This window comes from Paenibacillus sp. FSL F4-0125, assembly GCF_038008565.1.
Lineage (GTDB): Bacteria > Bacillota > Bacilli > Paenibacillales > Paenibacillaceae > Paenibacillus_AQ.
The window spans coordinates 2637272-2661368 of record NZ_JBBOZJ010000001.1 but is presented as its reverse complement, the minus strand read 5'-3'; the positions used below and the strand labels follow the sequence as shown (position 1 = coordinate 2661368).

Below are 24097 nucleotides of genomic sequence, written 5' to 3'. Positions count from 1 at the left end.
GGCTGTTGACGATAGTGCTGTTCATAGCCTTGCGTGTAATATCCTTGCATCGGGTAAGGCTGGTAATTAAATGCTTGCGTCGCTGGAGGCATTTGTGAAGAGATGGGAATGGGTTGAGCTTGCATATGAGCGTATGGCTGCATGTTCGGATGCATGTGTGGGTGCATGTTCGGTTGCATGTTCGGTTTCATATTTGCATGCATATTCATATTTGGAGCCATATTAGGAGCCATATTAGGAGCCATATTGCTAACTCCCTTTACTTTATCTTCCTCACAGCAGTCGGCAGGTGGGCCGATAAAGGTTCCAGGTTTAATAGGCGCTAAGGCTTCCTTTACCAAGGCTTCATTCAAACAGTAAGTATGAGCTAATACATTCGCCGGAGTTTTGCTTAGAATATCCGAACCTAAGATAACCTCAGGAATAGGTGCGTCAAAAATCGCGAGCAAATGAGTATTATCGACCGTTGCCACTTCATAATGCCACCAGCCTTGCGGGACATTTGCCACTTGACCTGGACAAATTGGGAAATGCAAAAGTTCATTTGTAAACGGATTGATTAAGGACACTACCGCTGAACCGCAGATACAATAGACAAGCTCTGCCGCATTTTGATGATAATGTGGCTCTACCACATTCGATTTACTAAGAAAAATATCAAGGAGCGAAGTATTCTCCAGTGTGTTCAACTGCTTAACGGACAGCAAATTAATAAAGTTGTTGGCATCCTTTTTAAAGAGAGTATTAGTGTTCACATCAAAAGTAAATTCTGTATCTGGGGACGTGTAGTCCATGTATGAAGTCACTGATTATTCCTACCCTTCTGTTACTATATTTTTTTGAATTCCCTAACAACAAGATATGCGTTTGCCTATGCCTAGGTGCCGGAGATTCACTGACTCCATTAAAAATTCATCTTTCACTGTTAAACGGGGCACCCTCTATAGTGTTAAATTCTCACACTACACAGGAGGCAAAGTATGAAATCGATTCACACTAAAATAGTTTTAGCGTTATGTTTTACGCTTTTCACCATGATGGGCATGCAATCTATGAATCAACTCTCCACTGTTGCAGCCGCTGACCACAAATCCTCTTCCAAACAGACTCCATTAACCTTTGTTCTGATCCATGGATCTTGGGCTACAGCAGGGTTTTGGGATGAAACTGCAGCCGAGCTCCGCAAATTAGGGCACACCGTCTACACGCCGGAATATGCCGGACACGGTGCGGATAAGAATAATAACGTAACGCATGAGCAAATCACAAAGTCCGTTGTCGACTATATCAAACAAAAAGACTTGAAGAATTTTATTCTCCTTGGACATAGCTTTGGAGGGTCAGTCATCCAAACAGTTTCCCAGCAAGTCCCTGATCGGATCAAACGGATCGTGTTCTTCGATGCCTTCGCGCCGCTAGACGGACAAAGTGTGGCGGATCAGTTTCCGGCAGATACGCTTAAAGCCTTTGAACAGCTTAAAGACGCATCCGGCAATAACACCATCACACTCCCTTTCCCGCTCTTTCGGGATACATTCGTCAACACTGCAAGTCTTGCGCAAGCACAAGCCTTTTATAAACAAGCACCACCTGAACCGGCTACCCCACTATTCGAAAAGCTAGATCTCAAGAAATTCTACAGTCTCCAAATCCCTAAAAGTTATCTTTATCTGACGGAAGACACGGCTATCCCACAAGGTCCATATGGATTTCATCCGACTCAGTCCAGTCATTTAGGCGTCTTTCGCTTCATCGAGGGTAAAGGAGATCATATGACCACTGTCAGAACTGAGCCAAAAATGATGGCGGAATTAATGGTCAAGGCGGGAAGAGACTAGAAAATAGCAAATCAGCGAAGCTATCGGACTCAGATACAGCTGTTCACCCAAAATTACTCTAATAATGCGAATTGAAGGAGAATAAGAGTGATACGGTCCGCAATGATCGAGTGAAGCGATACTTTTTGTATAGCCCCCAGCGTACACTGATTATTTATGCTTTCGAATCTTATAAAAAAGAGCAAGTGTACGGGAATGTTCCCTATTACGCTTGCTCTTTTCCTATTCTCCATACTTTTAAGGATTCGGCTTCACGCCGGTAATCACCCAGCTATTATGATCTTTAACAAGTGAGATCGTCAGAAGCATGGATGGTTCCGGACCATTTGAGGTCGCGGAATCTATGCGCATTTCTATAACCTCTGAATTTGGGTTAATTACTGTTTCTTTAGTAACCTCGTATTTTGTGATCCATGGGCTGGATACGCCAGTTACCCAGTTCAGTTCAACAAACTGCGGATACATAACCTTTTTGAGTTCTTTGGAAAAGATCGAATATTGAATCGATGCATTCCGGTGCTGTAAACCGAACCCGTATAACTCAGCTGCTTGAAATGCAGTTGGTAATAAGATTCGTTTAGACTCCGGGGCTGGCAAAGGCATGGCTGAGAGCAGCTTTCCATTAGAATGAAACACCGTTCCGGTGTCAGCTGCACCTATTGCGATTCCCGGCAGAAGCAATACGCCTGCGATCAGGGTAGCCGCCAATTTCTTTTTACTAATCAGAATCACCTCATAGAAAGCTTTTCACGTCATGTGAATTGAATTCTAATTATTCCCCGTTATCGCTAATTTCTATGTATCTTAACAACAATAATTATGTCACTTTCCACTTCCCAAGTGCCATTTCTATAGTATTATATTCCTAGGACTAGTGCATAAACGAAAGTACTAGCTTGAATTTTTCATCCAAAGGAGATGTTTCCCTTGAAAAAAACGATAAGTATATGCATAGCAACAGGGCTGCTACTCACTTTATCCATCGGTACCATGAGCACGGTAAACGCTGAATCCAAAGCCAAAACTTACAAGAACTGCACAGAATTAAATAAAGATTACAAAGGCGGTGTTGCTCTTTCCAGTTCAACTAAGAACAAGGGCGGCAAAACAAAATATAAACCCTACGTATCCAAAGAGCTCTATAATGCCAACAAAAAAAGCGACCGTGACAATGACGGAATCGCTTGTGAGAAATAAAATTCTATTATAGTTCTACCGTTTGCTTAAGCCGTAGGTCCGGTGTGAAAAAGAGCCGGTAGCTCATTACACTAAGCAGTATACTTGTTATGGCCGCAGAAGCGGTGAATGAGAACACAATCAGAATCTGGTAGCGGACTGCGATTACTGGATCAGCACCTGCAATAATCATACCCGTCATCATCCCTGGAAGCTGGACTAGGCCTACTGTCTTCATTCCGTCGATGGTTGGGATCATACTGAATTTCACAGATCTTTTTCTAACTTCATGAATCGCCTGTGGAACCGTTGCACCGAGTGACAGCAGGGTTTCGATTTCCCCTTTGCTCTGCTGTATTTCGTGCTTGATGTGATTAATGAACAACCCCGAGACAACCATGGCGCTGCCAATGGTCATGCCACTAATCGGAATGATATATTGTGGAGTCGCGTCAATAATATGTAAGCCAAGCAGAATGCCCATCATGAGAAGCTCCATAGAGGCGATCGCAAGTCCAATTCTCCAGACTAATCCATGTAGTCCTTTCCCTCTTTTCGCTGCATTCCATGCGGCAACACTTATCATGAAGATAATAATCAAAATGACGTAGATCATCTGATCAGTTTTAAAAATAAATTGCAGCACATATCCGACCGCTAGCAATTGAATCGCCGACCTTATGGTGCCTACAATAATATCTTTTTCCAGTCCGAGCTTTTGCCATACTGAGACTAACATCGTCCCTAACACAAACAGAAGCGTAAAGCTCAGTGCAGTATAACTCATAATAATGACGCTCCTTCTAACGGTCGAATAAACCTTTTGGCCAAAGCTTCCGCAGATTCAGCAAAAAAAGATTCACTCAAGTGTTGTTCCAGCTTACCATTCCCCATAAACCATGTGGTAGTGCTTATTCGGCTAGCCTGTTTAAGGTCATGAGTCACCCATATCATTGAAGTCCCTTCTTCTTTATGCCACTGTACTAGCAGATCCTCAACCCTTTGAGTACTGTCAATGTCTAGTGATGCTGTGATTTCATCGAGTAATAGAACATTAGGTCGTAGCAGCAATGACCGAATTAGGGATATCCGCTGCTTCTCACCGCCAGAGCAATCTGCCGCTTTTTTACTTAAATCCAATTGATCCAGCCCAAGCTGCCCCAATAGTCTCTGTACTAGTTTAAGGTCATACGGTCTGTCATGCAGCTTACTGACGGTTCTTAGGTTATCCTCCACACTGCCAGGCAACATAACCGCTTGTTGAGCCACAAACCCTACTTTCATTCTCCACAGCCTTGAATCCATGCTTTTGAATGAAGTGCCATTAACAAGCATATCCCCTTCATCCGGAGCATCCAACAGAGCCATTATTCTAAGCAGTGTGCTTTTACCTTGACCTGAGGCGCCGATCAAAGCGATCCGGTCCGATTCAGTTATTTCTGAGGAGATGTCCGAGAATAGATATTTTGTAGCCTGTTCGCTGCTTTTCCAGTTCAGTTTTGCAATTCCTTGAATTTCAAAAATACGGCCCAATGCCTTACCTCCTATTGCCACACGTACAAATTACATACCACCACGTATTATAGCATTTTAACATAAAAAAAGAGAAAGGCATCTCCTCTAAGAGACATGCCTTTCCCTTCAATTTATTGATTAAATCGAGCTGTAACGAACACTGCCGGTGAATTCCAATAGATCGTTACTTCATTCGTGGAATAGCTAAGTTCGTGATCTACAAAACACTGAGCGGCTGGTTTGCCTTGCAGATGTTCTACTACATATTCATCATGGAGCCCACGATCTGGCCCCCCAGACACTAGACCCGGGACTGGATCAGCCACATGATCACCAACAGATGGACGATGGTGTGGATGTTTCACGGGACGATCGCCATATCCGGTAACATAACTGATATCAAGTACATTACGCCCCATCAGATAGTGTAAATGATCTAGCGCACAGACCGCAAAACTCGAATCGCCACTAAAATATTCAGCCGCAAGCAGCAGCATTGCGTTATTCATTACGAGCATGTTACTTCCCCAAATGTAATCCACCTCTTTCAAGGAGATTCTAAAACCATCCTTACGACTCACTTCTGCTAAACGTTCCGCTTCAGCTATAAGCCCTTTTTTTAAAGATGTATACAAAGTTCGGTCTGCTTGCTCCTCACCCTTTAGCAGGTACGCAAGCGTCCCATAGCCGCCCATATCTGCCCAGCCTAAACTGTATTTCGGAAATTCTAGCTTTACTAGTTGCAGAACAGCTTGATGGTATTCTTCATTCCCCGTCGTACGATATAACTCTGCTGCTGCCCAATAGCGCTCATCCTTATCGATCCCATCCCCGTATTCTCCAGTGCTAATTTCAAGTGGATTCGTGAAGCCGGGTGCGTCTGGATGTTGAACAAGCCAGTCCCAAGCTAGTGTTGCTGCAGCCAGACATCTCTTCGCATAAGCTGAGTCAAATGGCTCATACACTCTTGCAGCCATGGCCATGACTCCAGCAAAATCTCCGGTGGCAGTGGCTGATACCGGTGAGAAAAATAGATCCGCTGTATCATCCTCAGGCATTACATCCAGGTCGGGGAAGCTCAATGTAGTTAATTTATGGTAGACTCCACCTGTTCTATGGTCCTGCATTTTGAACAACCAATCCAGCTCCACTTTGCATTCCAGCAGTATATCTGGTGTATGCCCGTCACTTTCAGGGATCGGAATAGCGCTTACAAAAGCGGATGGATATAATTCATAGGCTAGCAAAAGATCAGCGATGGCCTTTGCTCCGGGTCCACTATATTTCCCATAATCACCTGCATCATGCCAGCCTCCAGAACAGTCCAGTCGAAGATCTGTTTGTCCATATACAATTCCCTCTGCTGTATGACATGCTTTATGCTTCCAATCTCCAGCATACTCTTCCGTTAACTCAACCCCGCAGCGATAATAATAAAAGGCCTTCAGCAAGCCCTGTTGAAGCTCATGATAAGGTTTATCTGAGATTATAAATGATGCCGAAGCTATCCCCTCACCCTGCTCAATCCGGTATCTACCTGTAGCACTAACCTCAGAAAAATCACCTGTATGCACAGTTACTCCGCTTGCCTCATCAACCCGTTCTGCACCCGATACCCCTTCGAATACTACATCACCACTGTCCACATTAACGATCCTAAAGTCATGTCCAGAACCAGAAAATACCGCAATCTTTTCGCTATCCACCGGATATCCAATTTGATTAACAGTAATGGTTCGGAGTGTACGCTCGCTCATCTTCATTCTCCTTCATATCAATTTGATGAAGCTGATGATTACAAGTTATAAGTCTCTCTTTCAAGTTGAGAATACTCTATTTTAGTTATCCCTGGCAATGATGTATACAAGAAAAAACCTAGAGCTAATCCGAAACGAAACGGATAACCCTAGGAAATAAACACAGCTTATTTGCCGTCAAGCAATTTAATAAAGTTAGCTGGAAGTGTGAATTGCTTATTATGAACCACTATACGGCGAAGCTCCTCCTCGAAGGAGCTAAGATCATCTTCATCATCGTCTTTGATTTCCTTTATATCTCGGTGCAGCCGCTCCATTTGTAGATCAAGGGCATGAGCGGCATCCGCAGCATTTTTCAGCTCACGTGTCATACTCTCTGGTACCGATTTATTATATTTATAGAAAATTTTATGTTCGAGACTTGCCCAGAAATCCATAGCAATGGTACGAATTTGTACCTCAACGCACACTAGCTCCTGACGATCTGACATAAATACTGGTACTTGAATCAGCAAATGCAAACTTTGATATCCGTTAGGCTTGGGATTCTTAATATAATCCTTCACTTCAAGAACCGTTAAGTCGTCCTGCTTTTGAAGCATTTCACTAACATGATAAATATCTGAGATAAAAGAACAGGTAATCCGCAAACCAGCAATGTCTTTAATACAATTTCGCACTGAGTTCAGTGATAATTCGCCATTTTTGCGCAGCATTTTGTTCATAATACTCTCTGGAGACTTGATCCGTGATTTGGTATGTTCAATCGGGCTGTAATCATGAAGAGATTGAAACTCCTGTTTCAGGATCTCAATCTTCGTCTCCATCTCATCCAATGCAAATTTATAAATCAACATAAAACGGGTAACCTCGTGCTTTAGCTTTTTAAATTGTTCAATTTGATTCTCGGGGGTCATAATCCATTTCTCCTCTTGTAGCGATTCTCTATATTTATCATAGCCAATCCACTAGTGAAATTCAAATTCAGTGGATTTCACTTATTAATTTAGAGAAGACAGCAAGATTAACATACAGCCCTTTTTCAAACTCATGTTGTCTTAAGAATACGCTTGAACTCTTTTCTAGTTAAGCTGTTTCCACTTTTGTTCTAGCGTCTGGGGAATATAACCCTCCAGTAACGTTAAGAGCTCCAGCGGCTCATCTGATAGGTTTAGCAGACTGAGATGTGAAGCATTAGAAAATCCCTCATTAATGCTATGTTGAATTAGATTCATCAGAGGGTCAAAATAATGCCTGATATTTAGAACACCCACCGGTTTCTTATGGATACCAATTTGTGACCAGCACAAAACCTCAAACAGCTCTTCATACGTCCCAAAACCACCGGGTAATGCAATAAAACCATCCGCCAATTCTCCCATTTTTGCTTTACGTCCATGCATATCGTCTACTTCTATCAACTGCGTTAATTCTCTATGTACCATCTCTCCATTAAACAACCCTCTAGGCATAACCCCGATCACCTCACCTCCACCTTTCAACACAGCATTGGCGACTTCACCCATTAATCCGATCCTTGACCCCCCGTAAATTAAGCGATAATTATTCATCGCCATGTAGTTTCCAAGTTCAACAGCTTTATCCTTATATTCCTCATGTACCCCTAAATTCGATCCTGCAAAAACGCAAATTGATTTCAAATCCTCATCCCCAAACTATATATTGATAATATCCGACATCTAATATACTATATGTTGGTGAATAAATCATGTTAAAGATTAAGGAGTGCTACATAATATGGAGATCAATGAAGTGCAGAAATGGATAAAAAGCTTTTATGGGCAAAGAGGCTGGGCCGATTACGGTCCTTTTATAAGGGTTGGATTTCTTATGGAAGAAACCGGTGAGGTTGCACGGGCAGTACGGTCCTATGAAATCGGAAGAGATCGTCCAGATGAATCTACCCCTCCACCAGAGCAACTGAGAAACGACTTGATTGAGGAAATCGGAGATGTGCTAGGAAATATCGCATTGTTAGCCGATTTGTATGGCATCACTTTAGAAGAGGCATTTACTGCGCATAGAGAAAAATTAGTGAAACGATTTAATTCCTAAGTAGAGCACAACATTTTAAAGGTGATCATTGTGTTATATATGAGAGGAGGGAACTCATGAAGGAGCCCTTGCCGCGAACCAATGAGGAAATCACCGGTATCTATCAAAGACACTTCGAAACAATCTACCGGGTCAGTTATATGTTCCTGAAAAATGTATCCGACACAGAGGATGCTGTTCAGTCTGTTTTTATGAAGCTGATTCAGTCTGCACCGGCCTTTGCAAACGACGAGCATGAAAAAGCATGGCTGATCGTAACCGCCCAAAATCATTGCAAAAACATCCTAAAATACTGGTGGAAACGAAAAAGGTCGAGCCTTGAGCAAGTATCAGAATCTTCTGCGTTACTGGAACAGACCTCCGATGAAACATTAGAGTCGCTGCTTGCGCTGCCGAACAAGTACAAAATTGTGTTGTATCTTTTTTACTATGAAGGATATTCCAGCAAAGAAATTGCTCTTCTCCTCGGCTTAAAGGACAGTACATTACGTTCACAGCTGAGAAACGGCCGCAAGCGGTTAAGGCTCAATCTTATAGGAGGTCAATGCCATGAAGACAGAACAATTGAACAATTCCATTGAAACCCTAACACCAAGTACAGCGCAAAAAGATAAAATACTACATAAGCTTTTGCTACAAAAGCAACTTGAAGAACAATTTGCTGCTCAGAGAAACTTAGGAACATCAACACGAAAAAAGCTTAAATTAACAGCTACTGCAGCCGCACTCGCATTAGGCCTGTTAGCAGGTGGCATTGCCCTTATAGGTACTTCCAAGCAGCCCTCATTTAGTATGGTCGCTTACGCAGCAGGGATAGAAGAACCTCGTGTTGCCTCTCCTGATGAGATTAGAATTGAGATGGCTGACGATGCCCAGATCGAATTACCTTTTGGAATGCTCAAACGAAACCAAGCCATACCACAGGATGACGGCAGTACTACATACAATACTTATATAGAGGGCAACAGTTATTTTACTATATCAGGAAAGGGAATTAAGTCCGTTACTTACACCAGCAAGCTTGGAGAATTACTCTACATAGACACCATAATGCAGAATCAAGATCCCAGTTATATTAAAGCCAAAGCGAACAGTAAAACTGCGACAGGATTCAATGTAATGTTACTCCCCTCCTATAGACCTTATGAACAGATCGGAAACAAAGTAACCGCCGATTATTATGAGGAACTAGGAGATAAGTCATTCGGGGTGGAATGGAGGCCGTGGTATGTCTCAATGAAAATGGCTGAGGATATCACTGTTAATCCTGCCGACTTCCCACAGGAAAATATAACGGTAACAGTTACCTTTACGAATGGAAAGACCGCTGTTAAAAATCTATTGTTGTCCTTTGAATCGGATGGCACCTTGATCGCGAAAGTAATTGAAAGAAAATAAAAGTAATGGAAATTCCTAAGAGTAGAAAAAGGGCTACAATCGGCATCACCGAATTGTAACCCTTTTTTATCTATTTAAACCTCGTTAAGCTTTACCGCCTAGAGTATGATTCGAAATAGCTTTAATTATGGTTTCCCAATCATCAGGGTGAACTTCGTGACCCGTTCCTTCTAGGGTAAGTAGTGACACATTAGGAATTTCTTCGGCAAGCGCCAAGCCATGCTCTAAAGGAAGTACGCTGTCTTCTGTACCGTGAATAACTAATGTAGAAACTACGATATTTTTCGCCTTACCTTCGTAGTCATCTACCCCTGTTAGAAGAGCATGATTAAACATGCTAAGTAAGTTGTTTGCACGTTTTATTTCCATCCTAACTTGTTTATACGCTCTTTTCTCATCGAATTTATGTTTTGAACCACAAAGTATGCTCGAACCGGAAACCAAGTAATCTGCTACCGCTTCTTCATCTGACCAATCCAGAGTAGCTCCACCCGCATGAAAAGCGAGAATCCTCTCATCCATTGGAGGCAAGTTCCGCTCATTATCATCAGATTCAAAAATACTAGATGCGATCAATGTTAAGGTTAGAACTTTCTGAGGATGGCGAATAGCAAGAACTTGTGCAATCATACCCCCTAAGGACATCCCAACGATATTTGCCTGTTCTATATTATAAGCGTCAAGTAACCCAGCAGCATCATCGGCCATATCAAGCACTGTATAATTGGAACTCCCAGGTTCATAAACAACAGAACGTCCCACATCCCGATTATCATACCTTATAACATATCGTCCTGTATCTGCTAATCGTTGACAAAACTCCTCATCCCAATAAACCATAGAACATGTGGCACCCATAATCAGTAATATTGCAGGATTGCTGGAGTCTCCAAAACTCTCCGAACATAGTTCAATACCGTTTACTTTAAATATCTTTTCGCTCATTGTTAATCCTCATTTCATTCGAATTTGGTAATCAAAGATTGCACACTTAAATAAGACCGGTCACATTTTAAAATAAATGGATGATGGTATCATTGAATTGTACCTCGATTTAACGCAAACGAATGAACTTGATAATCACGATAAGCACTCTCCTATTCGTTACTATGGGTTTTGAACCCAGTTTCGATTATAACACAAAAAGACTATCTCCCGATCTTAGCGACCAAGGGGATAGCCTAATTGGGTAACGAAATTATTCATTAAATAAATACTTCTTCAACAGTCAAATTACGCTCCTTGGATAAATCCCTAAACGTAGTTTCATCTACTTTCACTAACGGCTTAAAAATATCCAAAGGATTATTCATAATAATCGTACCTTGCTCTCCATTGCTAAGCTGAACATTTTTACCTACAAAGTTCGGCAATAAATGTCCAATCAAAGCTTGTACCGCATTTCCATTCAGTTTACCAAAGCCTAGCTCATGCACCTTGCGCAGAACGGTTATTAGCCCCTGTTTTGGTTGATTCGCTCTTGTTGAGGTCATCCCAACGTAAGCATTAGCGACAGCCACGATCAGTGTATACGGGTGCAGGTCCGTCTTACGAAGCATATTAGGATAACCTGTCCCATCCTCAAATTCATGATGCTGAAGCGCCACCAGTGCAGTCTTCTCGTCATTCATAGATTTAAGAATAATATCGTATCCATATGTAGTATGACGTTTTAGTTCTTCCGTTTCCTCAGAGGTTAAGTTTCCTGCCTTATTCAAGATAGAAGGGTCGATCTGGCTTTTTCCTATGTCGTGTAGATACCCAGCCCGGCTAATCTCGTAGCGTTCTTCTTTGGTATAACCTAACCAAGTCGCTATGTAAAAAGATAACAGTCCGACCTGCAAAGAATGATTGTATGTACCAACGTCCTCCCGCTCAAGCAACAGTAATAAGGACACTACATCCTTATGCTCATCCATTTTTTCCAGCAAGGGCTGCAGCGTAAGATCTACATCTGACTGCGTGAAACTGCCCTTGCTGAGTGCTTCTAGAAAAATAGACTCATAGTTTTGGATCACAAGATCAAAATTCCCATTCAGACTTTGCTCCAAATTCATCCCTTCATTATCCATCGCTATGCTGCGAGGTTCAATATCGACATAATCGATACGATGTCTCATCAGGAGGGTGATTTCTTCTTTGTAGACAATGGTCCCCTTCGGGAGCACATGTAGGCCAACACTATTGAAAGTGTCCATCATAAGACAATCGCCATGTTTTAGATCTGTGACATGAGCTTTCAAAATTCAGCACCCTTCCTATGTATAGGTATATTTTACCTTAAGGATAGCTAAATTCTTCCAAAGTCACAATATGGTTAAAGTCTCATTAACACTCATAATTAGTTCAAAAGACCCCTGCGACTTCACCTAAAAAGGAATACTAAAGTCCGCGATCACTTTTCCGATCAACTGATCCTTCGCTACAAAAGGAGTAGCCCAAAGATGAGCATCATAGCTTATATTCCGGTTATCTCCGAGAAAAAAGTAATGGTCCGCCGGAACCGTAACGGGTCCAAAAGTATAGTCCATCCGCTCATTAAGATAGGGCTCATTGATCTCCGCTCCGTTTCTGTAAAGTGCTCCATCTTTAATTTCAATGGTATCGCCTGGTAGCCCTATCAACCGCTTCACATATCTTTTATTCTCATCGCCTGCTACCGGCGGCGTAAACACAACGATATCTCCATGATCAAGTGTGGTCATCCATAACATTTTTTCAACGATTAGTCGGTCATTAATTTCAATTGTAGGGATCATAGAGCCCGTGGGAACCTTCATGGCTTCAGCAACATAAGTTCTTACAAACAAAGAAATGACCACTGCGATAGCAATACTAGGCAAATATTGTTTGATAAATTTCAACATAATCGCTCACCTCATATTCATTTTATATACTCTTTGTTCGGTGCTGCAGCTTTTTTTCGCTCATTCATATTCAGTTCATATTGTCGTCATGTAGGGTTCACCTTCATCGGGTAAGCTTTCTTTGGCGAGTCTTTAGGATAGCCAGAATAACTGATGAGGACAGGTGAAGATACGCGTGAAACCAAAGGAAGAAGCTACGAAAAAAAGGATGAATAAGCCGCTTCGAATTACACTTCTTTCCTTAGGGGCTTTAGCTACCGCAATAGTACTTTTTCTAGTGACTGTTTTTGTCGCTAATATTTTCTTCAATAAATCGGACCAAGCTAGAATACAACCTTATGCCGGGACTTGATTTTAAGCTGCTAATAGATGAACTATCTCCATTTTACATAGTTGTCGTGATCGAGCCTTTCGGTTATGGATTAAGTGATAGAACTGAAAAAGAACGAACCACGGAAAATATTGTAAGTGAAATACATGAAGCTGTAAAGCAGCTTATGATTGACCGTTATATTCTAATGGCACACTCTATTTCCGGTATGTACAGTATGAATTATGTGAACAAATATCCAAACGAAGTGAGCGCATTTGTCGGGATTGATAACAGTATTGCAACGAAAGACAGGATAGATGTTAAAATACCAACAGGAAAATTAAAACTACTTAGAAAATCAGGCTTGGGCAGATTGGTATTGAAATCAAGTGGAAACCCCTATGCTGGATTGCCGTTTGATGATGAAACTAAAGAACAATTGAGATTGTTTACGCTTAGAAACACTTATAATTACACTCACTTAAATGAAATGGGACATAGGTCTTCTAATTATAAAAGGGCTCTAAATTCAACTTTTCCAAAGGATATTCCCCTTTTGCTCTTTGTACAAGGGGATGATACTCTCTTAAAAGATTGGATATCATTGCATGAAGAGCAAGTCAAAAATTCCGTACAAGGAAAATTGGTAAAACTTGATACAGGACATTATCTGCACCATACCAAATCAAAAGAAATCGCCGAAAATTTTAAGACATTTATGAAAGAAATAAAATAAGTATAGATTGTATCGCTCAGATTGTCTAAACCGTTTCACCTATTCTCCATGCTGCTGCATCATGTGCAAGCTTCCTTGCATTTCATGACGCAGTATTTTTTCTTATTCATACTTCGTTTATATTTACGTACCTTCACTTCTCAAACCGCTCAATGATTCGATTCATTTCCCCATCAACATCAATCAAAGTATTCTTAGGAATATGAATGACTATCAAACCACCAAAGATTTGTTCACATTTCCCTTCATTATCCGTGATCCGTTGTTTAAAAGCAGAAATGGCTGCTGAATCAACAGCTTCTTTACTGAGGAGCCAGGCGTACCTTCTAAAATGAGATTTCTGTACCGTTTCCTGATAATAAAAGATTCCTTGTTCTTCCTTCACTCGTATAATATCACCCATTGTAACACCTGGATTAAAAATCGGCGTCTCTTCGATGCGGTATTTATCTTTACCAACTGGAGTTACATCAAGGATTTCAATTTCACGGCCTGCTGGATCGAAACAAATATGCAGTCCTGACGAATCTAGCATCGGCACACCTCAATTCTTATCAAAGTCTGATCTTGATGATTCTAAATAACACAAAACACAATAAATACATTAAGCTTGTAACCCCAAACAATCTGAAGATACCTGGCGTCAAAAACATATACAAACTGTAGGGAAAACTCCAAATAAAGGCGAGGAGCATGAGAAGACTTCTGTTTAAAGAGATGCCTATCGCTAGTAATCCGGCCGGCAACACCAGCATTAGCATACTCATTATAATACTGGATTGATTCGTTACCTCAGCATAAGGATTAATGAATATAAATATAAACCATAAAAAAACGGTCATCAAACTGGATACATATCCAATGAGTTTAATGATTGTTAAGTTTATGGATTGCTCCATTCCATCACCTCAATTCTTTCGCAATAATTCTCTCCAGCCATTTCCACGGGAGCAGCGTTTTGCCTAAGATCAAGATCCGGGTGCCTTTGCCGATAGGGTACCGAAGCCTTGGTGACTTCATTTCAGTAATACGACCGATAAGATCTGCGACTTGACTTGGATCTGGTGCAGTTTCAGCGGTATGTTTGGAATATCGTAGCACTGCATCCAGACGTTTTCTGTAAGGAGAATTCTCGCTTCGACGGATTTGTCCTATTCCCTTTCCCCAAATCGGGGTACGGAAAGAGCCAGGTTCAATTAATACTACACGTATTCCATAAGGAGACATTTCATGACGCAGACTTTCACTGAATCCTTCTACTGCAAATTTGGAAGCTGCATATGGAGCATACCCCGGAAACCCGGACAACCCGCTTATGCTCCCCACGTTAATAATCGTACCACTTCTCTGTTCTCGCATCACTGGCAGCACAGCTTTTGTCACCGCCACTAATCCGAAAAAATTCGTCTCCATTTGCTGGCGCCATTCCTCCATAGTTATCTCTTCTATGAAGCCGCCTATAGCAAAACCTGCATTATTAACCAGAACATCAATTCTTCCAAATGTATCATGCACTGAGGATATAGTCGCTTCTATAGAATCACTATCAGTTACATCCATAGTCATGAAATGAAGCTGCTTTAAGAGTCCTGCTTGCTCTGCCTGCTGTTCGAGCTCACCTTTACGACTCAAATCGCGCATGGTTGCTACAACTTTGAATCCCTGTCCAGCTAGTTTGAGGGCTGTGAGCAGTCCAAATCCACTAGAGGTTCCGGTTATTAAGGCCACTCGATCCTGCATTCGATCTAGATGTGAATTCATATTTAACTCTCCTTATGTTTCATTATTCCAAAAAGCAAACTAATGTTCTATTTAAGGGTTGACTATCCATTAATTTCAAGTTATAGTGATTGCATCATTTATATTCTGTGCGGGAGAAGCACCTCGCAAGACAGGCAATCATGCCTATCTTGGAGGTGCTTTTTTGCACACATAAACTAATTAAGGAGCTGAAACGATTGATAATTCACAAATTTAGTTGTTTTAAAAGGTTCGTCCAATTCATCCTTGTAGTAGCTCTCCTCATTAGCAACCTTCCGATGGCTGCTGCAGGTACAGATTGGGATTCTGCGTTAAATGACATTAACGGTCTCCATGGTAATTATACCTCTCTTCAAGCTGCCCTCAAGTCTGATAGCTCAAAAATCCAGATGCTGCGCAAGCAGAACAATGAAACACTGAAATCTATTCACACAGTCATAGAATCAACAGATCAGGCTCTGCTGAGTCGGTTATCTTCTGAAGCCACAACTGTTCAAAAGAAGCACGCTCCCCTCCTGGAACAATACAGTACACTCAGTAAGCAATCTGCTGCAGCGAAGAAAGCTAAAGACTTTAAGACCGCCACTCTCCTTGACCTGAGACGCAATAAGCTCAAGGCTGCGGTAACCATCGCCAGAACTGAAATCAAGGCAAAGACAGACGCGTTGGCAACCGCTCGTAAGCAAACCGCTACTAAGCTCAAACCTATCAAAGATGCGCTGGCACCGATCACAGCTTTGAAGAAGCAAATTACCGCCGAGAGTAAAAATATCACTGCAGCACAGAAAGTTCGATCAGAAGCAGATAAACACTACAAATCGGCTGTAAAACAAGGAGATGCGATTATAGCAGCAACAGAATTGAGAGCATCCTATGATCAAATGATACGAGTTCATGCCATGCAGCAAAATATTTACAGCTGGGAGCAGAAGATAGCACTAGCTTTGCGCGCGGCAGAATCTAAGCTTCCATAAGTAGACCGGTTCGCCATTCCTTAAATCAGTTTTACCAGTAAACTGATGAATCCGGCTGCGGGCTCGATCAGCAATTGGGCTAGCAATGTCCCTAGAAATCTGGAGCCCATCAAGAAGACATATATTTTTCCAAGCTGGTTGCGATATTCTATATTTTCAGTAGCCTTATGAGTAATAAGACCAAGCTGCGGGTCGATAAATACGGTGAGCAATATGGTTGCTAATCCGTTAATTAGTCCAGAAGCTTGAGAGGCAGTAGTGCTGAATTCAGGAACTAACTTGGCAGCATACAGAGAAGCCAATACACCGACCGTATAGAATGCTGTAACAAAAACATTCATGACAATAAACCGTTTAGGAATTCCCAGGTATCTGAAGTTATATAGATTCACTTTTGGTTTTCTTATGTATTTTCTTGTATTCTTTAACTGCCCAATGGTTACGCTCGTAAGCAGCTTGGGAATAGAACCTTCGATCTCAAGCTTAGATATGATTCTACCAAAAAGACCCACAAAGGTAGGAAACACGGCAATTGCAATTAAAGTGCCTAATGATGAAGCTAACAGAATAATTCTCAAATAATTAATAAGCGGAAAATCAGGATGCAATTTGGCGTAGTCTACGAATTTAGCCGTCAGTGGAGCTTGAATCATGTTTGCGGTTCTTGACACGAGAACAATAATGCCTGTCAGAGACAAAGCAATAGCTATTTTATTCAGCTTCACTCCGGCGTATCTTACCGAATACGATAAGGTTTCTGCGGTATGAATAATCATTGTAAGCAAGCATACTACAATCAAACTATTAACCATTTGTAGGTTCATCTCCAATGAGAAAGCTATTTATCTACTCGATACTGTTTTGGGTGAAAGTATTGATCCAATCCATAAGAAAGTAAAATTCCAACGCCATATCTAACAAGGTCAACCCATAGGAACCCTTTTCCGAGAATTAATCCACCGAGTACAGTGGCCCGGATGCTATTGATCCACTCCGCTTGATATAGCTGGCTGAATTCTATGCCGAAGCTAAACATCAGACTCCACATAAAAGCAATCCATAGCTTCCTGTTCACTAGTAGTACGCGAAACATAAAGTAAACCATGCTGCCCCAAAGTGCGTCTCCAAAATGTCTCGATACAAACAAAGGCAGATGTTCCGAGAATACTCTAGAGCTTAAACCCAGTGCAATAACAATTAGGCAGATGCATCCATAAAAAAGTCTTTCTTTCAGAGCATTAACTCTCATTTTCATCCTCTATCCAGCGTCTGACTTGAAGTTTATGCTTGCGATAATATTAATGATCACAATATAAAACGGATAAATAATCATGGCCCCTATTATGATCAGTCCAGTTACCGGTGCTGGTTTATCCGCAGCTTCTGTAATTGGGAACCATATTGCAAATAAATTAACGAACAGAAACAAATAGGGATACCACAGGATCGCAGTGAAATATTTGGATTTTTTACCGTTCAAATATTTTTTTGTAATCCAAACAAACCCTATAGAAGAAAATATAAATAATACAAGCATGAAGATAAGCAGCAAGTTATCCACTTTACCCAGCTCCAAGCCCGAAATTCTACTGATTCGATAAATATTCACTAGTAGCCCTATGACGACAAACAACATAAAGGCATAAAATGCGCTTAATACATTGAGCTTAATAAAATATCTCATTTACTCAGCGCTTCGGGATTCCACATTCGTTCCACACTAGTAAGCTCTAATTCATCAAATTCCAACTTATAAATATCTGGTTTGGAAGTCTGTTCAAAGAACTCATAACCATACTCTTTATTGAAGTAATTCAGGATAATGGTCATGATATTCCCGTGCGTACCAAGTGCGATTTTACTGCCTTTATTTTGCCGGATCAATTCTTTTATGATTGGAATCGCACGCTCTTGAGCTTCCTGAGTACTCTCTCCATCCGGCATTTTATATTGTAAGTCTGTGAATGAGGTCCGTATTCCCTGAAGATATTCTTGTTCACTGATCTCAAACTCCATGCTTGCGATAGCTCTTTCTCTAAGCTCCTCATATAGCTCAATCTCATGATCCGAAGCCTCAGCCAAATACTTAACCGTATCTATGGCTCGTCTATAAGGACTGGAGATAAAATGTGTGATCTCCTCCTCCGCCAATATTTCTTTAATTCTATAAGCATCCTCATGCCCTTTATCAGATAATCCTCGTTCCCTTTCATCTCCAAGCACAAAAGGTGATACTGCGTGCCTAATCATATAAATAAAAGTCTTCATGAGTAACTCCTCTCCTGCTTATTCAAATATCGTTTTTGCTGCCTCACGGTCTTTCTTGAAAATCTCCACTGGATAGGGAATGGCCATCTCGGGCAGCTCACTCTCTTTAAAGAACTTAAATTCTTCGACTTCTCCATCCATTGCTCTCAGTGTTCCACGGATGATAGAACACTCAAATACGATGACTGTATATTCCACCTGGTCTCCATTGTTATATTCGTATCTATATTTCCCTCCACCAAAAACCCCAAGAATGGAAGTAGGATTTACCATTAATCCAGTCTCTTCATATACTTCTCTGCGCAAAGTTCTTCCCGGACGTTCCCCTGGCTCGATGGCTCCTGCTGGCAATCCCCACAAGGACTCTTCAGGTTTGCGAATAAATAGAATATCATCTTCTTTATTTCTTATTACTGCAGCTACGGAGGGCATCATTAATAACTCTGATCCCACTTTTCCTCGGATCTCCTGATAATACTCAGACATCGGCACGCTATTCATCCATCCTTTCACACCGTTTAGTAGAACATCATCCTATTTTCCTCCAGCTTCCCAAAAACCCACATTATGTATATATTAGACATCTCTGTGATGGAATCCTTTAGATTCGGCAATATGCTTAGCGTGGAACAAAAAAAGCTTCCGAACGGCTCAATAGTTTCTGAGGTCCGGAAGCAGTTACAATGAGGTGAGACTTTGAACTTAATGTTTCCCTTTGTAGCCGGCAAGCTGTACGATCATAATGACAAGAACGAGCAATGAAATGAGCTGATCAATACTCATCTGCGTCCGCCTCCAATCCCAAATAAAGGATGGCTCTTCGGACGGCAATTCCTCTCCCAAGGACACTGCTTCGTTTCCCTTATACACATTATGTAGCATGAGTTCCATTTATGACTTTAAGAATGACTTACCCATCCATCCGGGCTAGTTCTTTCTCCACTTCATCTAGTTGATCTTCACCGAACACCTTAAACCCATTCTGCCGTAATAACTCCGTAGTTGTACCTTCTCCTGACATCTTCGTATCCATAAATGTTCCATCATAAATATACAGACTACCACAAGAAGGACTATCCTGTTTCAAAATCGCTAACGCAACTTGATGTTCTGTAGCCAGCTTCAGCGTTGCTTGAGCACCTTTCATAAAGGGTTCTGTAACATCTGCACCTGCACCCGTCACTACCCGCTCACCTTGCCGCTGAGCATCGGGGCGAGGCGTTGGTAACCCACCGACTACCTCAGGACAAATATGGACAAAACGTCCTTCCTCATACCACTTCAGGAAACGGGCATCTAGACACGGCACATCACCATTATCATAACGTACTTTATGTCCTAACAGACATGCGCTTACTAGAATCTTCCCTGTCATCGTTATCTCCACCAGTCCGTCTAGTATTTAATATATGGCTATATTATTTACGACACAAAACTGATATGCAAGATTGAGAGGCTTGTCCTTGAAATGTTTGTGCTTCATACACAAAAGAATGCTCACAATGTCCATATAGAACTCATTTTAATCTTGATATTGGGGGCTCTTTTCACTCCGATACCGACTCCAGCAAGTCCACAATAAATCCGCCATAAGGTAAAGACCCGCCAAAGGAAATATAATTGCCCAAACATTTTGGACAAGAGAATATAAACGCTCCATAAATGGCTGAATCCCATACACACAAGCTACCGATAACGCCCACCAATATAGAGAGAAACGAAGGCAAATATGCCCTTGCAGTTGATAAGACATTTCTGAATAATCCCACCATTGCTTTTGAAACACGCTCTTCAGCAACCAACCACTTATATATTCAACAGCTGAAGGAATGACTAACGCTAGAAGGAGGAACATCGGGAAAGGCAGAGTTAAGTCTCTGGCAATCAGTAGAAGCAGTGGTGCGAATCCATACATGGGCTTAAAGGGACCTTTTAGAAACCCCTCTTTGCGAAAGCTTCCATTGCTATATAAGTTATATGTACCTTCCAATACCCAACCTAAAAAAGAGTAGACCATAAAATAAAAAAAATACTGACCCACCACTGCCATCGCAGTATCTCCGCTTGAAGAAAATATAGAAGTCATCATGTTTATACACCGCTCCTTGTTGTCATTATTTTCTTAAATATCCATCCGGCCCTATTATGCCTTAATCCTTCAGAAGATATGCACGCAAAAAAGACATAACCCAAGGGTTATGTCTTCATTACAAAATATAAAGAGTGAAGCGGATTCTCTATCCTTCCACGCTTATGGTTTAAGCTGTTCTTCAGGATTCTGAGCCGGTATCAGCGGCTGATTGTTGTCTTGTTTCTTTAACGTATCCGTCGTAATTTCACTACGCACGCCAAAGTTTGAACCATACTTTTTCTCAAAGTTGCCTGCTAGCGCCTCACCGCGTTTTTGCCGATATCGGCTGTTCTCATTCCGACTACGCATTTCATTTCCTCCCTGCTACAAGAATGGCTGAGATCTGTGAAATTTGCGAAAATGCTACTAAGAACTTGGAGAAAACTCTCTGATGAGGTTGTACCTGAATTCATTATACAATAATTGCTAAAATGATCTCAAGAAAAACAGACTGCCCAATGAAGGACAGCCTGTCTTCCGAATCATTTAGTCCAAATCGTTAGGAAGCGGATCAGGATGCGAGGACTCTGCAGGCTTGGCTACCCAATCGTCTGCTTCTGGCTCGATGTCCACACCATTCTCCATCTTCTTAATTTCAGCTAATGAATCGCCGTCTTTATTTTCCTTGTTGCGGATTTCCGCTTCATCTTGAGAATAATCTGACATGTGAAATCCTCCTCAGGTGCTTTGCTTTATTTGTTCCTTAGTTATAGTTACCCGATGGAGTGTTTTGCAAACATAGTAACGATGAATGAATTTAAGGGTACATGATCCAAGCTACCAGCGGACCGATACATGAACCGACAATAGCACAAACGGTCATCGCTACGGAGCTCATTGAAACTGACTTTTCACCGTATTCCAGCGCCTTTGCAGTTCCTAGCGCATGAGAGCCAGTACCTAAACCGATTCCAATGCCGATCTCACTTCTTATCTTAAACAGCTTTATGATGAAAGGACCACCAATCGCGCCCGTAAATCCGGCAATCATTACAAATACAGAAGTTAGCGAAGAATCCCCACCTAAACCATTTGAGATCTGTATCGCTACAGGCGTTGTGATGGATTTTGGCAATATGGACAGAACATACATTTCAGAGAATCCTAGGCCAGCCGCTAAAAGCAAACCACTAAACATCCCTAATAACAGACCTACAATCGCCCCCCCAAGGATGGCCGGGAGGTTCTCCACTAATACATTACGTTGCTTATACAATGGGTAAGCTAGCGCTACAACAGCTGGACCGAGCAGCTTATTAATCCACTGACCGCCTATCATATATGTATCATATGGAATATTAAAATATAAAAGTATGGCTACAACAAGGGCTGTTGCTGTTAACGCGGGAATCAGTACAGGAAAGCGAAAACGTCTATATATTACGGACATCATCAAATAAATAGCAACATTAAGCAGGACAATTCCTGTCGCGATAAAAAACATTATATTTCCTTCCCCTCTTTGCCTAAGCTCTTGCTGCTCCAGCCCGCTCTGCTCTTGCCTTTCAAGGTTGAAAGCCATTGACTGGTATGTGCTGCCGCTGCAATTGTGAGGACGCTGCTAACGATAAGAATCAGGATTAATAGCAAACCTCTTCCACTGAAAATATCCATATGCTTCACGATCCCAGCCGTCGCTGGAATAAAAAATAACGGAAGGTAAGCTAATATTGTTGTTGCACCCTCTTCAATCCATTTCACAGGTACGATCTTGAATAACAATAAAACAAAGAGCAGCAGTAATCCGACGATACTCCCAGAAACGGGGAGATGCAGCTGCTTTTGCAGAAAGTCTCCAGCCAAATAGAATAAATAAAGCACGAACACTTGAATAATAATGCGAATGATTTTCATGATGCAGGATCCCTTCATTATTAAATTAACTCGGTAAAGCTTAAAAATAGGTCACCTTAATAAGAGTATCAGAGTTTTCATGAAAATTTCAATTACTTTTCGAATCTTGTAAGAAATAAACAAAAATAACCTGCATGATCTCCAGAACGCCGGAGACTTTGCAGGTTAGGTCTGTTCATTATGCAGCTCAAGAATGAGATTCCAGCTTAATTAAACCCACTGAACGACTTGCTCAGCGACTTGTCTTGTTTTGCCACGTGGTTCATTTAAACGATATCCAAAGGCTACCATACAGGAGATTCCGAAATGCTCAGCATCCATAATCCCCTCTTCTGCAAGGAGCTGCTCAATCTTTGTTTTATCAAAACCTTCCATTGGGCAAGAATCGATTCCGATTAAAGCCGCTGATGTCATCATATTACCAAGGGCTATATAACTCTGCCGGCAGCTCCATTCGAACATTGCACGTTCATTCTCCATCAATCCGAAATCAACCTTCAAGAACTTATCGTACATATTACCTTTCCCTTCCCTCACTTCTGGAGGTAGCTCCTGCACATGCTCCATGACCCCTTTAATATAATCTGAATCAGCAGCCATATCTTTAGGAAGACGTGAAAGAATCAATACAAAATGACTTGCGGTTGGCAATTGCTTTTGTGCTCCCCAAGCATAAGCACGTAATTTCTCGCGAATTTCTGGACTTTGTACTACGATAAAACGCCAAGGCTCGAATCCGAATGAACTTGGTGACAGACGTCCTGTTTCTAGAATAAACTGAAAGTCTGACTCACTTATTTTTTTATGACTATCAAATTCTTTAGTTGCATGTCTGAACTGGTAGGCAGACAGGATTTCATTCTTGTTTAAAGACAAAGTATCCATGAGTCACACTCCCTTTACTTGGTTAGAATCGACGACCATTTGACTGTTTGCCGATCACATGCTTAATATTAGAATATATATTACTTCTTTAAAAGTACGCACATTAATGTTATGTAGTATACAAAATGATACCATGGGAGTTGAGCGGCAATGCGTGACCGAAAAGGTGGCTTTGGAAATTACCCTAACAGCAATAAGGAAGCTTGCCCTGTGGAATTTACGCTTGATGTTATAGGAGGGAAATGGAAGGGCATTCTTATCTATCACTTGATCGATGGAACGAAACGTTTTAACGAATTCCGCCGAATCTGCCCAGGCATTACTCAACGTATGCTGACCCTGCAGCTTAGAGAGCTGGAAGAAGATGGGGTTGTTCACCGCGAGGTCTACCATCAGGTTCCCCCGAAAGTTGAATACTCGTTAACTGAATTTGGTGAGACACTCATTCCCATTATTAAACTCATGAAAGACTGGGGCGAGGTTTACAAAACAAAACAGCTTCCCATAGAAAGCTGTCCTGAAGGTACAGATATTACGGTGTAGCTCAC

At 41.5% G+C, this 24097-nt stretch carries 31 protein-coding genes and 2 pseudogenes; 8 read left to right on the top strand and 25 right to left on the bottom strand.

Features of this window, described 5'->3' with window-relative positions:
* Nucleotides 1-218: 218 nt before the first annotated feature.
* Nucleotides 219-806, bottom strand: a pseudogene (locus NST74_RS11405) (cupin domain-containing protein); the annotation flags it as partial.
* A 174-nt stretch (nt 807-980) separates the two neighbouring features.
* Here NST74_RS11405 and NST74_RS11400 point away from each other — a divergent pair.
* On the top strand, nt 981-1838 hold the full coding sequence (locus NST74_RS11400; protein WP_341112108.1) for an alpha/beta hydrolase: 858 nt from the start codon (nt 981-983) through the stop codon (nt 1836-1838).
* A gap of 237 nt (nt 1839-2075) precedes the next feature.
* Here the strand turns inward: NST74_RS11400 and NST74_RS11395 are convergent, their stop codons facing one another.
* Nucleotides 2076-2570, bottom strand: a complete 495-nt coding sequence (locus tag NST74_RS11395; protein ID WP_341112107.1) for a hypothetical protein — start codon at nt 2568-2570, stop codon at nt 2076-2078.
* A 258-nt stretch (nt 2571-2828) separates the two neighbouring features.
* On the opposite strand from NST74_RS11395, the gene NST74_RS11390 reads away from it, so the two are divergent.
* Nucleotides 2829-3035: an excalibur calcium-binding domain-containing protein gene (locus NST74_RS11390; RefSeq protein ID WP_231574261.1), complete on the top strand. Its 207-nt coding sequence runs from the start codon at nt 2829-2831 to the stop codon at nt 3033-3035.
* Nucleotides 3036-3042: 7 nt separating this feature from the next.
* On the opposite strand, the gene NST74_RS11385 is transcribed toward NST74_RS11390, so the two are convergent.
* The 5 genes from NST74_RS11385 to NST74_RS11365 form a co-directional block, all read right to left on the bottom strand.
* Entirely contained in the window at nt 3043-3801 is a 759-nt protein-coding gene (locus tag NST74_RS11385) for an ABC transporter permease (RefSeq protein WP_341112106.1), read from the bottom strand.
* Entirely contained in the window at nt 3798-4547 is a 750-nt protein-coding gene (locus NST74_RS11380; RefSeq protein ID WP_341112104.1) for an ABC transporter ATP-binding protein, read from the bottom strand. The genes NST74_RS11385 and NST74_RS11380 overlap by 4 nt, the downstream gene beginning before the upstream one ends.
* A 113-nt stretch (nt 4548-4660) precedes the next feature.
* Complete coding sequence (locus NST74_RS11375) at nt 4661-6286, bottom strand: glycoside hydrolase family 9 protein (RefSeq protein WP_341112102.1); 1626 nt, start codon at nt 6284-6286, stop codon at nt 4661-4663.
* Nucleotides 6287-6453: 167 nt separating this feature from the next.
* Nucleotides 6454-7203, bottom strand: coding sequence for a GTP pyrophosphokinase (locus NST74_RS11370; protein ID WP_042126617.1), 750 nt, complete (start codon nt 7201-7203; stop codon nt 6454-6456).
* Between the two features lie 165 nt (nt 7204-7368).
* On the bottom strand, nt 7369-7947 hold the full coding sequence (locus NST74_RS11365) for an LOG family protein (RefSeq protein ID WP_341112101.1): 579 nt from the start codon (nt 7945-7947) through the stop codon (nt 7369-7371).
* A gap of 97 nt (nt 7948-8044) precedes the next feature.
* On the opposite strand from NST74_RS11365, the gene NST74_RS11360 reads away from it, so the two are divergent.
* Genes NST74_RS11360 through NST74_RS11350 form a run of 3 tightly spaced genes read left to right on the top strand, consistent with a single transcriptional unit; the run spans nt 8045 to nt 9760 of the window.
* Nucleotides 8045-8362 (top strand): MazG-like family protein, encoded by a 318-nt coding sequence (locus tag NST74_RS11360; RefSeq protein ID WP_341112100.1) that lies wholly within the window; start codon nt 8045-8047, stop codon nt 8360-8362.
* Nucleotides 8363-8418: 56 nt separating this feature from the next.
* Complete coding sequence (locus tag NST74_RS11355) at nt 8419-8943, top strand: RNA polymerase sigma factor (RefSeq protein ID WP_341112099.1); 525 nt, start codon at nt 8419-8421, stop codon at nt 8941-8943.
* The gene (locus NST74_RS11350) at nt 8912-9760 is read left to right on the top strand and encodes a hypothetical protein (RefSeq protein WP_341112098.1); all 849 of its coding nucleotides are present in this window, start codon (nt 8912-8914) and stop codon (nt 9758-9760) included. Before NST74_RS11355 ends, NST74_RS11350 begins: the two co-directional genes overlap by 32 nt.
* An 84-nt stretch (nt 9761-9844) precedes the next feature.
* Here the strand turns inward: NST74_RS11350 and NST74_RS11345 are convergent, their stop codons facing one another.
* The 3 genes from NST74_RS11345 to lepB all read right to left on the bottom strand — a co-directional run bounded on the left by NST74_RS11345 (nt 9845) and on the right by lepB (nt 12627).
* Nucleotides 9845-10705 (bottom strand): alpha/beta fold hydrolase, encoded by an 861-nt coding sequence (locus NST74_RS11345; RefSeq protein WP_341112097.1) that lies wholly within the window; start codon nt 10703-10705, stop codon nt 9845-9847.
* 260 nt (nt 10706-10965) lie between these two features.
* A complete protein-coding gene (locus tag NST74_RS11340; RefSeq protein WP_042126607.1) occupies nt 10966-12003 on the bottom strand; it encodes an HD-GYP domain-containing protein in 1038 nt (345 codons plus the stop codon).
* 126 nt (nt 12004-12129) lie between these two features.
* Nucleotides 12130-12627, bottom strand: a complete 498-nt coding sequence (gene lepB / locus NST74_RS11335; RefSeq protein WP_341112096.1) for a signal peptidase I — start codon at nt 12625-12627, stop codon at nt 12130-12132.
* Nucleotides 12628-12835: 208 nt separating this feature from the next.
* Between lepB and NST74_RS11330 the strand changes: the two are divergent.
* Nucleotides 12836-13676: pseudogene (locus tag NST74_RS11330) on the top strand (alpha/beta hydrolase).
* A 133-nt stretch (nt 13677-13809) separates the two neighbouring features.
* On the opposite strand, the gene NST74_RS11325 reads toward NST74_RS11330, so the two are convergent.
* Nucleotides 13810-14211, bottom strand: a complete 402-nt coding sequence (locus tag NST74_RS11325) for a DUF4265 domain-containing protein (RefSeq protein WP_341112095.1) — start codon at nt 14209-14211, stop codon at nt 13810-13812.
* Between the two features lie 368 nt (nt 14212-14579).
* Nucleotides 14580-15437, bottom strand: a complete 858-nt coding sequence (locus NST74_RS11320; protein WP_341112094.1) for an SDR family oxidoreductase — start codon at nt 15435-15437, stop codon at nt 14580-14582.
* 197 nt (nt 15438-15634) lie between these two features.
* On the opposite strand from NST74_RS11320, the gene NST74_RS11315 reads away from it, so the two are divergent.
* Nucleotides 15635-16411, top strand: coding sequence for a hypothetical protein (locus tag NST74_RS11315; protein WP_341112093.1), 777 nt, complete (start codon nt 15635-15637; stop codon nt 16409-16411).
* Nucleotides 16412-16431: 20 nt separating this feature from the next.
* Here NST74_RS11315 and NST74_RS11310 read toward each other — a convergent pair whose 3' ends face one another.
* From NST74_RS11310 to NST74_RS11250, 13 genes are all read right to left on the bottom strand, one after another.
* Entirely contained in the window at nt 16432-17223 is a 792-nt protein-coding gene (locus NST74_RS11310; protein WP_341112092.1) for a lipid II flippase Amj family protein, read from the bottom strand.
* A gap of 26 nt (nt 17224-17249) precedes the next feature.
* Complete coding sequence (locus tag NST74_RS11305; RefSeq protein WP_341112091.1) at nt 17250-17660, bottom strand: ribosomal maturation YjgA family protein; 411 nt, start codon at nt 17658-17660, stop codon at nt 17250-17252.
* 9 nt (nt 17661-17669) lie between these two features.
* On the bottom strand, nt 17670-18095 hold the full coding sequence (locus tag NST74_RS11300) for a hypothetical protein (RefSeq protein WP_341112090.1): 426 nt from the start codon (nt 18093-18095) through the stop codon (nt 17670-17672).
* Nucleotides 18092-18679, bottom strand: coding sequence for a histidine phosphatase family protein (locus NST74_RS11295; protein WP_341112089.1), 588 nt, complete (start codon nt 18677-18679; stop codon nt 18092-18094). The genes NST74_RS11300 and NST74_RS11295 overlap by 4 nt, the downstream gene beginning before the upstream one ends.
* Nucleotides 18680-18697: 18 nt before the next feature.
* Nucleotides 18698-19171, bottom strand: coding sequence for an NUDIX domain-containing protein (locus tag NST74_RS11290; protein ID WP_042132081.1), 474 nt, complete (start codon nt 19169-19171; stop codon nt 18698-18700).
* 210 nt (nt 19172-19381) lie between these two features.
* Nucleotides 19382-19570, bottom strand: a complete 189-nt coding sequence (locus NST74_RS11285; RefSeq protein ID WP_156114777.1) for a hypothetical protein — start codon at nt 19568-19570, stop codon at nt 19382-19384.
* Between the two features lie 19 nt (nt 19571-19589).
* Nucleotides 19590-20054: a DUF523 domain-containing protein gene (locus tag NST74_RS11280; RefSeq protein ID WP_341112088.1), complete on the bottom strand. Its 465-nt coding sequence runs from the start codon at nt 20052-20054 to the stop codon at nt 19590-19592.
* Between the two features lie 147 nt (nt 20055-20201).
* A complete protein-coding gene (locus tag NST74_RS11275; RefSeq protein WP_341112085.1) occupies nt 20202-20768 on the bottom strand; it encodes a putative ABC transporter permease in 567 nt (188 codons plus the stop codon).
* A gap of 162 nt (nt 20769-20930) precedes the next feature.
* Nucleotides 20931-21119, bottom strand: a complete 189-nt coding sequence (locus NST74_RS11270) for a hypothetical protein (RefSeq protein ID WP_042126591.1) — start codon at nt 21117-21119, stop codon at nt 20931-20933.
* A gap of 177 nt (nt 21120-21296) precedes the next feature.
* Nucleotides 21297-21476 carry a hypothetical protein gene (locus NST74_RS11265; RefSeq protein WP_042126589.1) on the bottom strand — a complete coding sequence of 60 codons (180 nt, stop codon included), beginning with the start codon at nt 21474-21476 and terminating at the stop codon, nt 21297-21299.
* A gap of 91 nt (nt 21477-21567) precedes the next feature.
* Nucleotides 21568-22254, bottom strand: coding sequence for an LrgB family protein (locus tag NST74_RS11260; RefSeq protein WP_042126588.1), 687 nt, complete (start codon nt 22252-22254; stop codon nt 21568-21570).
* Complete coding sequence (locus NST74_RS11255; RefSeq protein ID WP_042126587.1) at nt 22254-22664, bottom strand: CidA/LrgA family holin-like protein; 411 nt, start codon at nt 22662-22664, stop codon at nt 22254-22256. The genes NST74_RS11260 and NST74_RS11255 overlap by 1 nt, the downstream gene beginning before the upstream one ends.
* A 210-nt stretch (nt 22665-22874) precedes the next feature.
* Nucleotides 22875-23549, bottom strand: a complete 675-nt coding sequence (locus tag NST74_RS11250) for an NAD(P)H-dependent oxidoreductase (protein WP_341112081.1) — start codon at nt 23547-23549, stop codon at nt 22875-22877.
* Between the two features lie 150 nt (nt 23550-23699).
* On the opposite strand from NST74_RS11250, the gene NST74_RS11245 reads away from it, so the two are divergent.
* On the top strand, nt 23700-24092 hold the full coding sequence (locus NST74_RS11245) for a winged helix-turn-helix transcriptional regulator (protein WP_341112080.1): 393 nt from the start codon (nt 23700-23702) through the stop codon (nt 24090-24092).
* Nucleotides 24093-24097 lie beyond the last annotated feature (5 nt).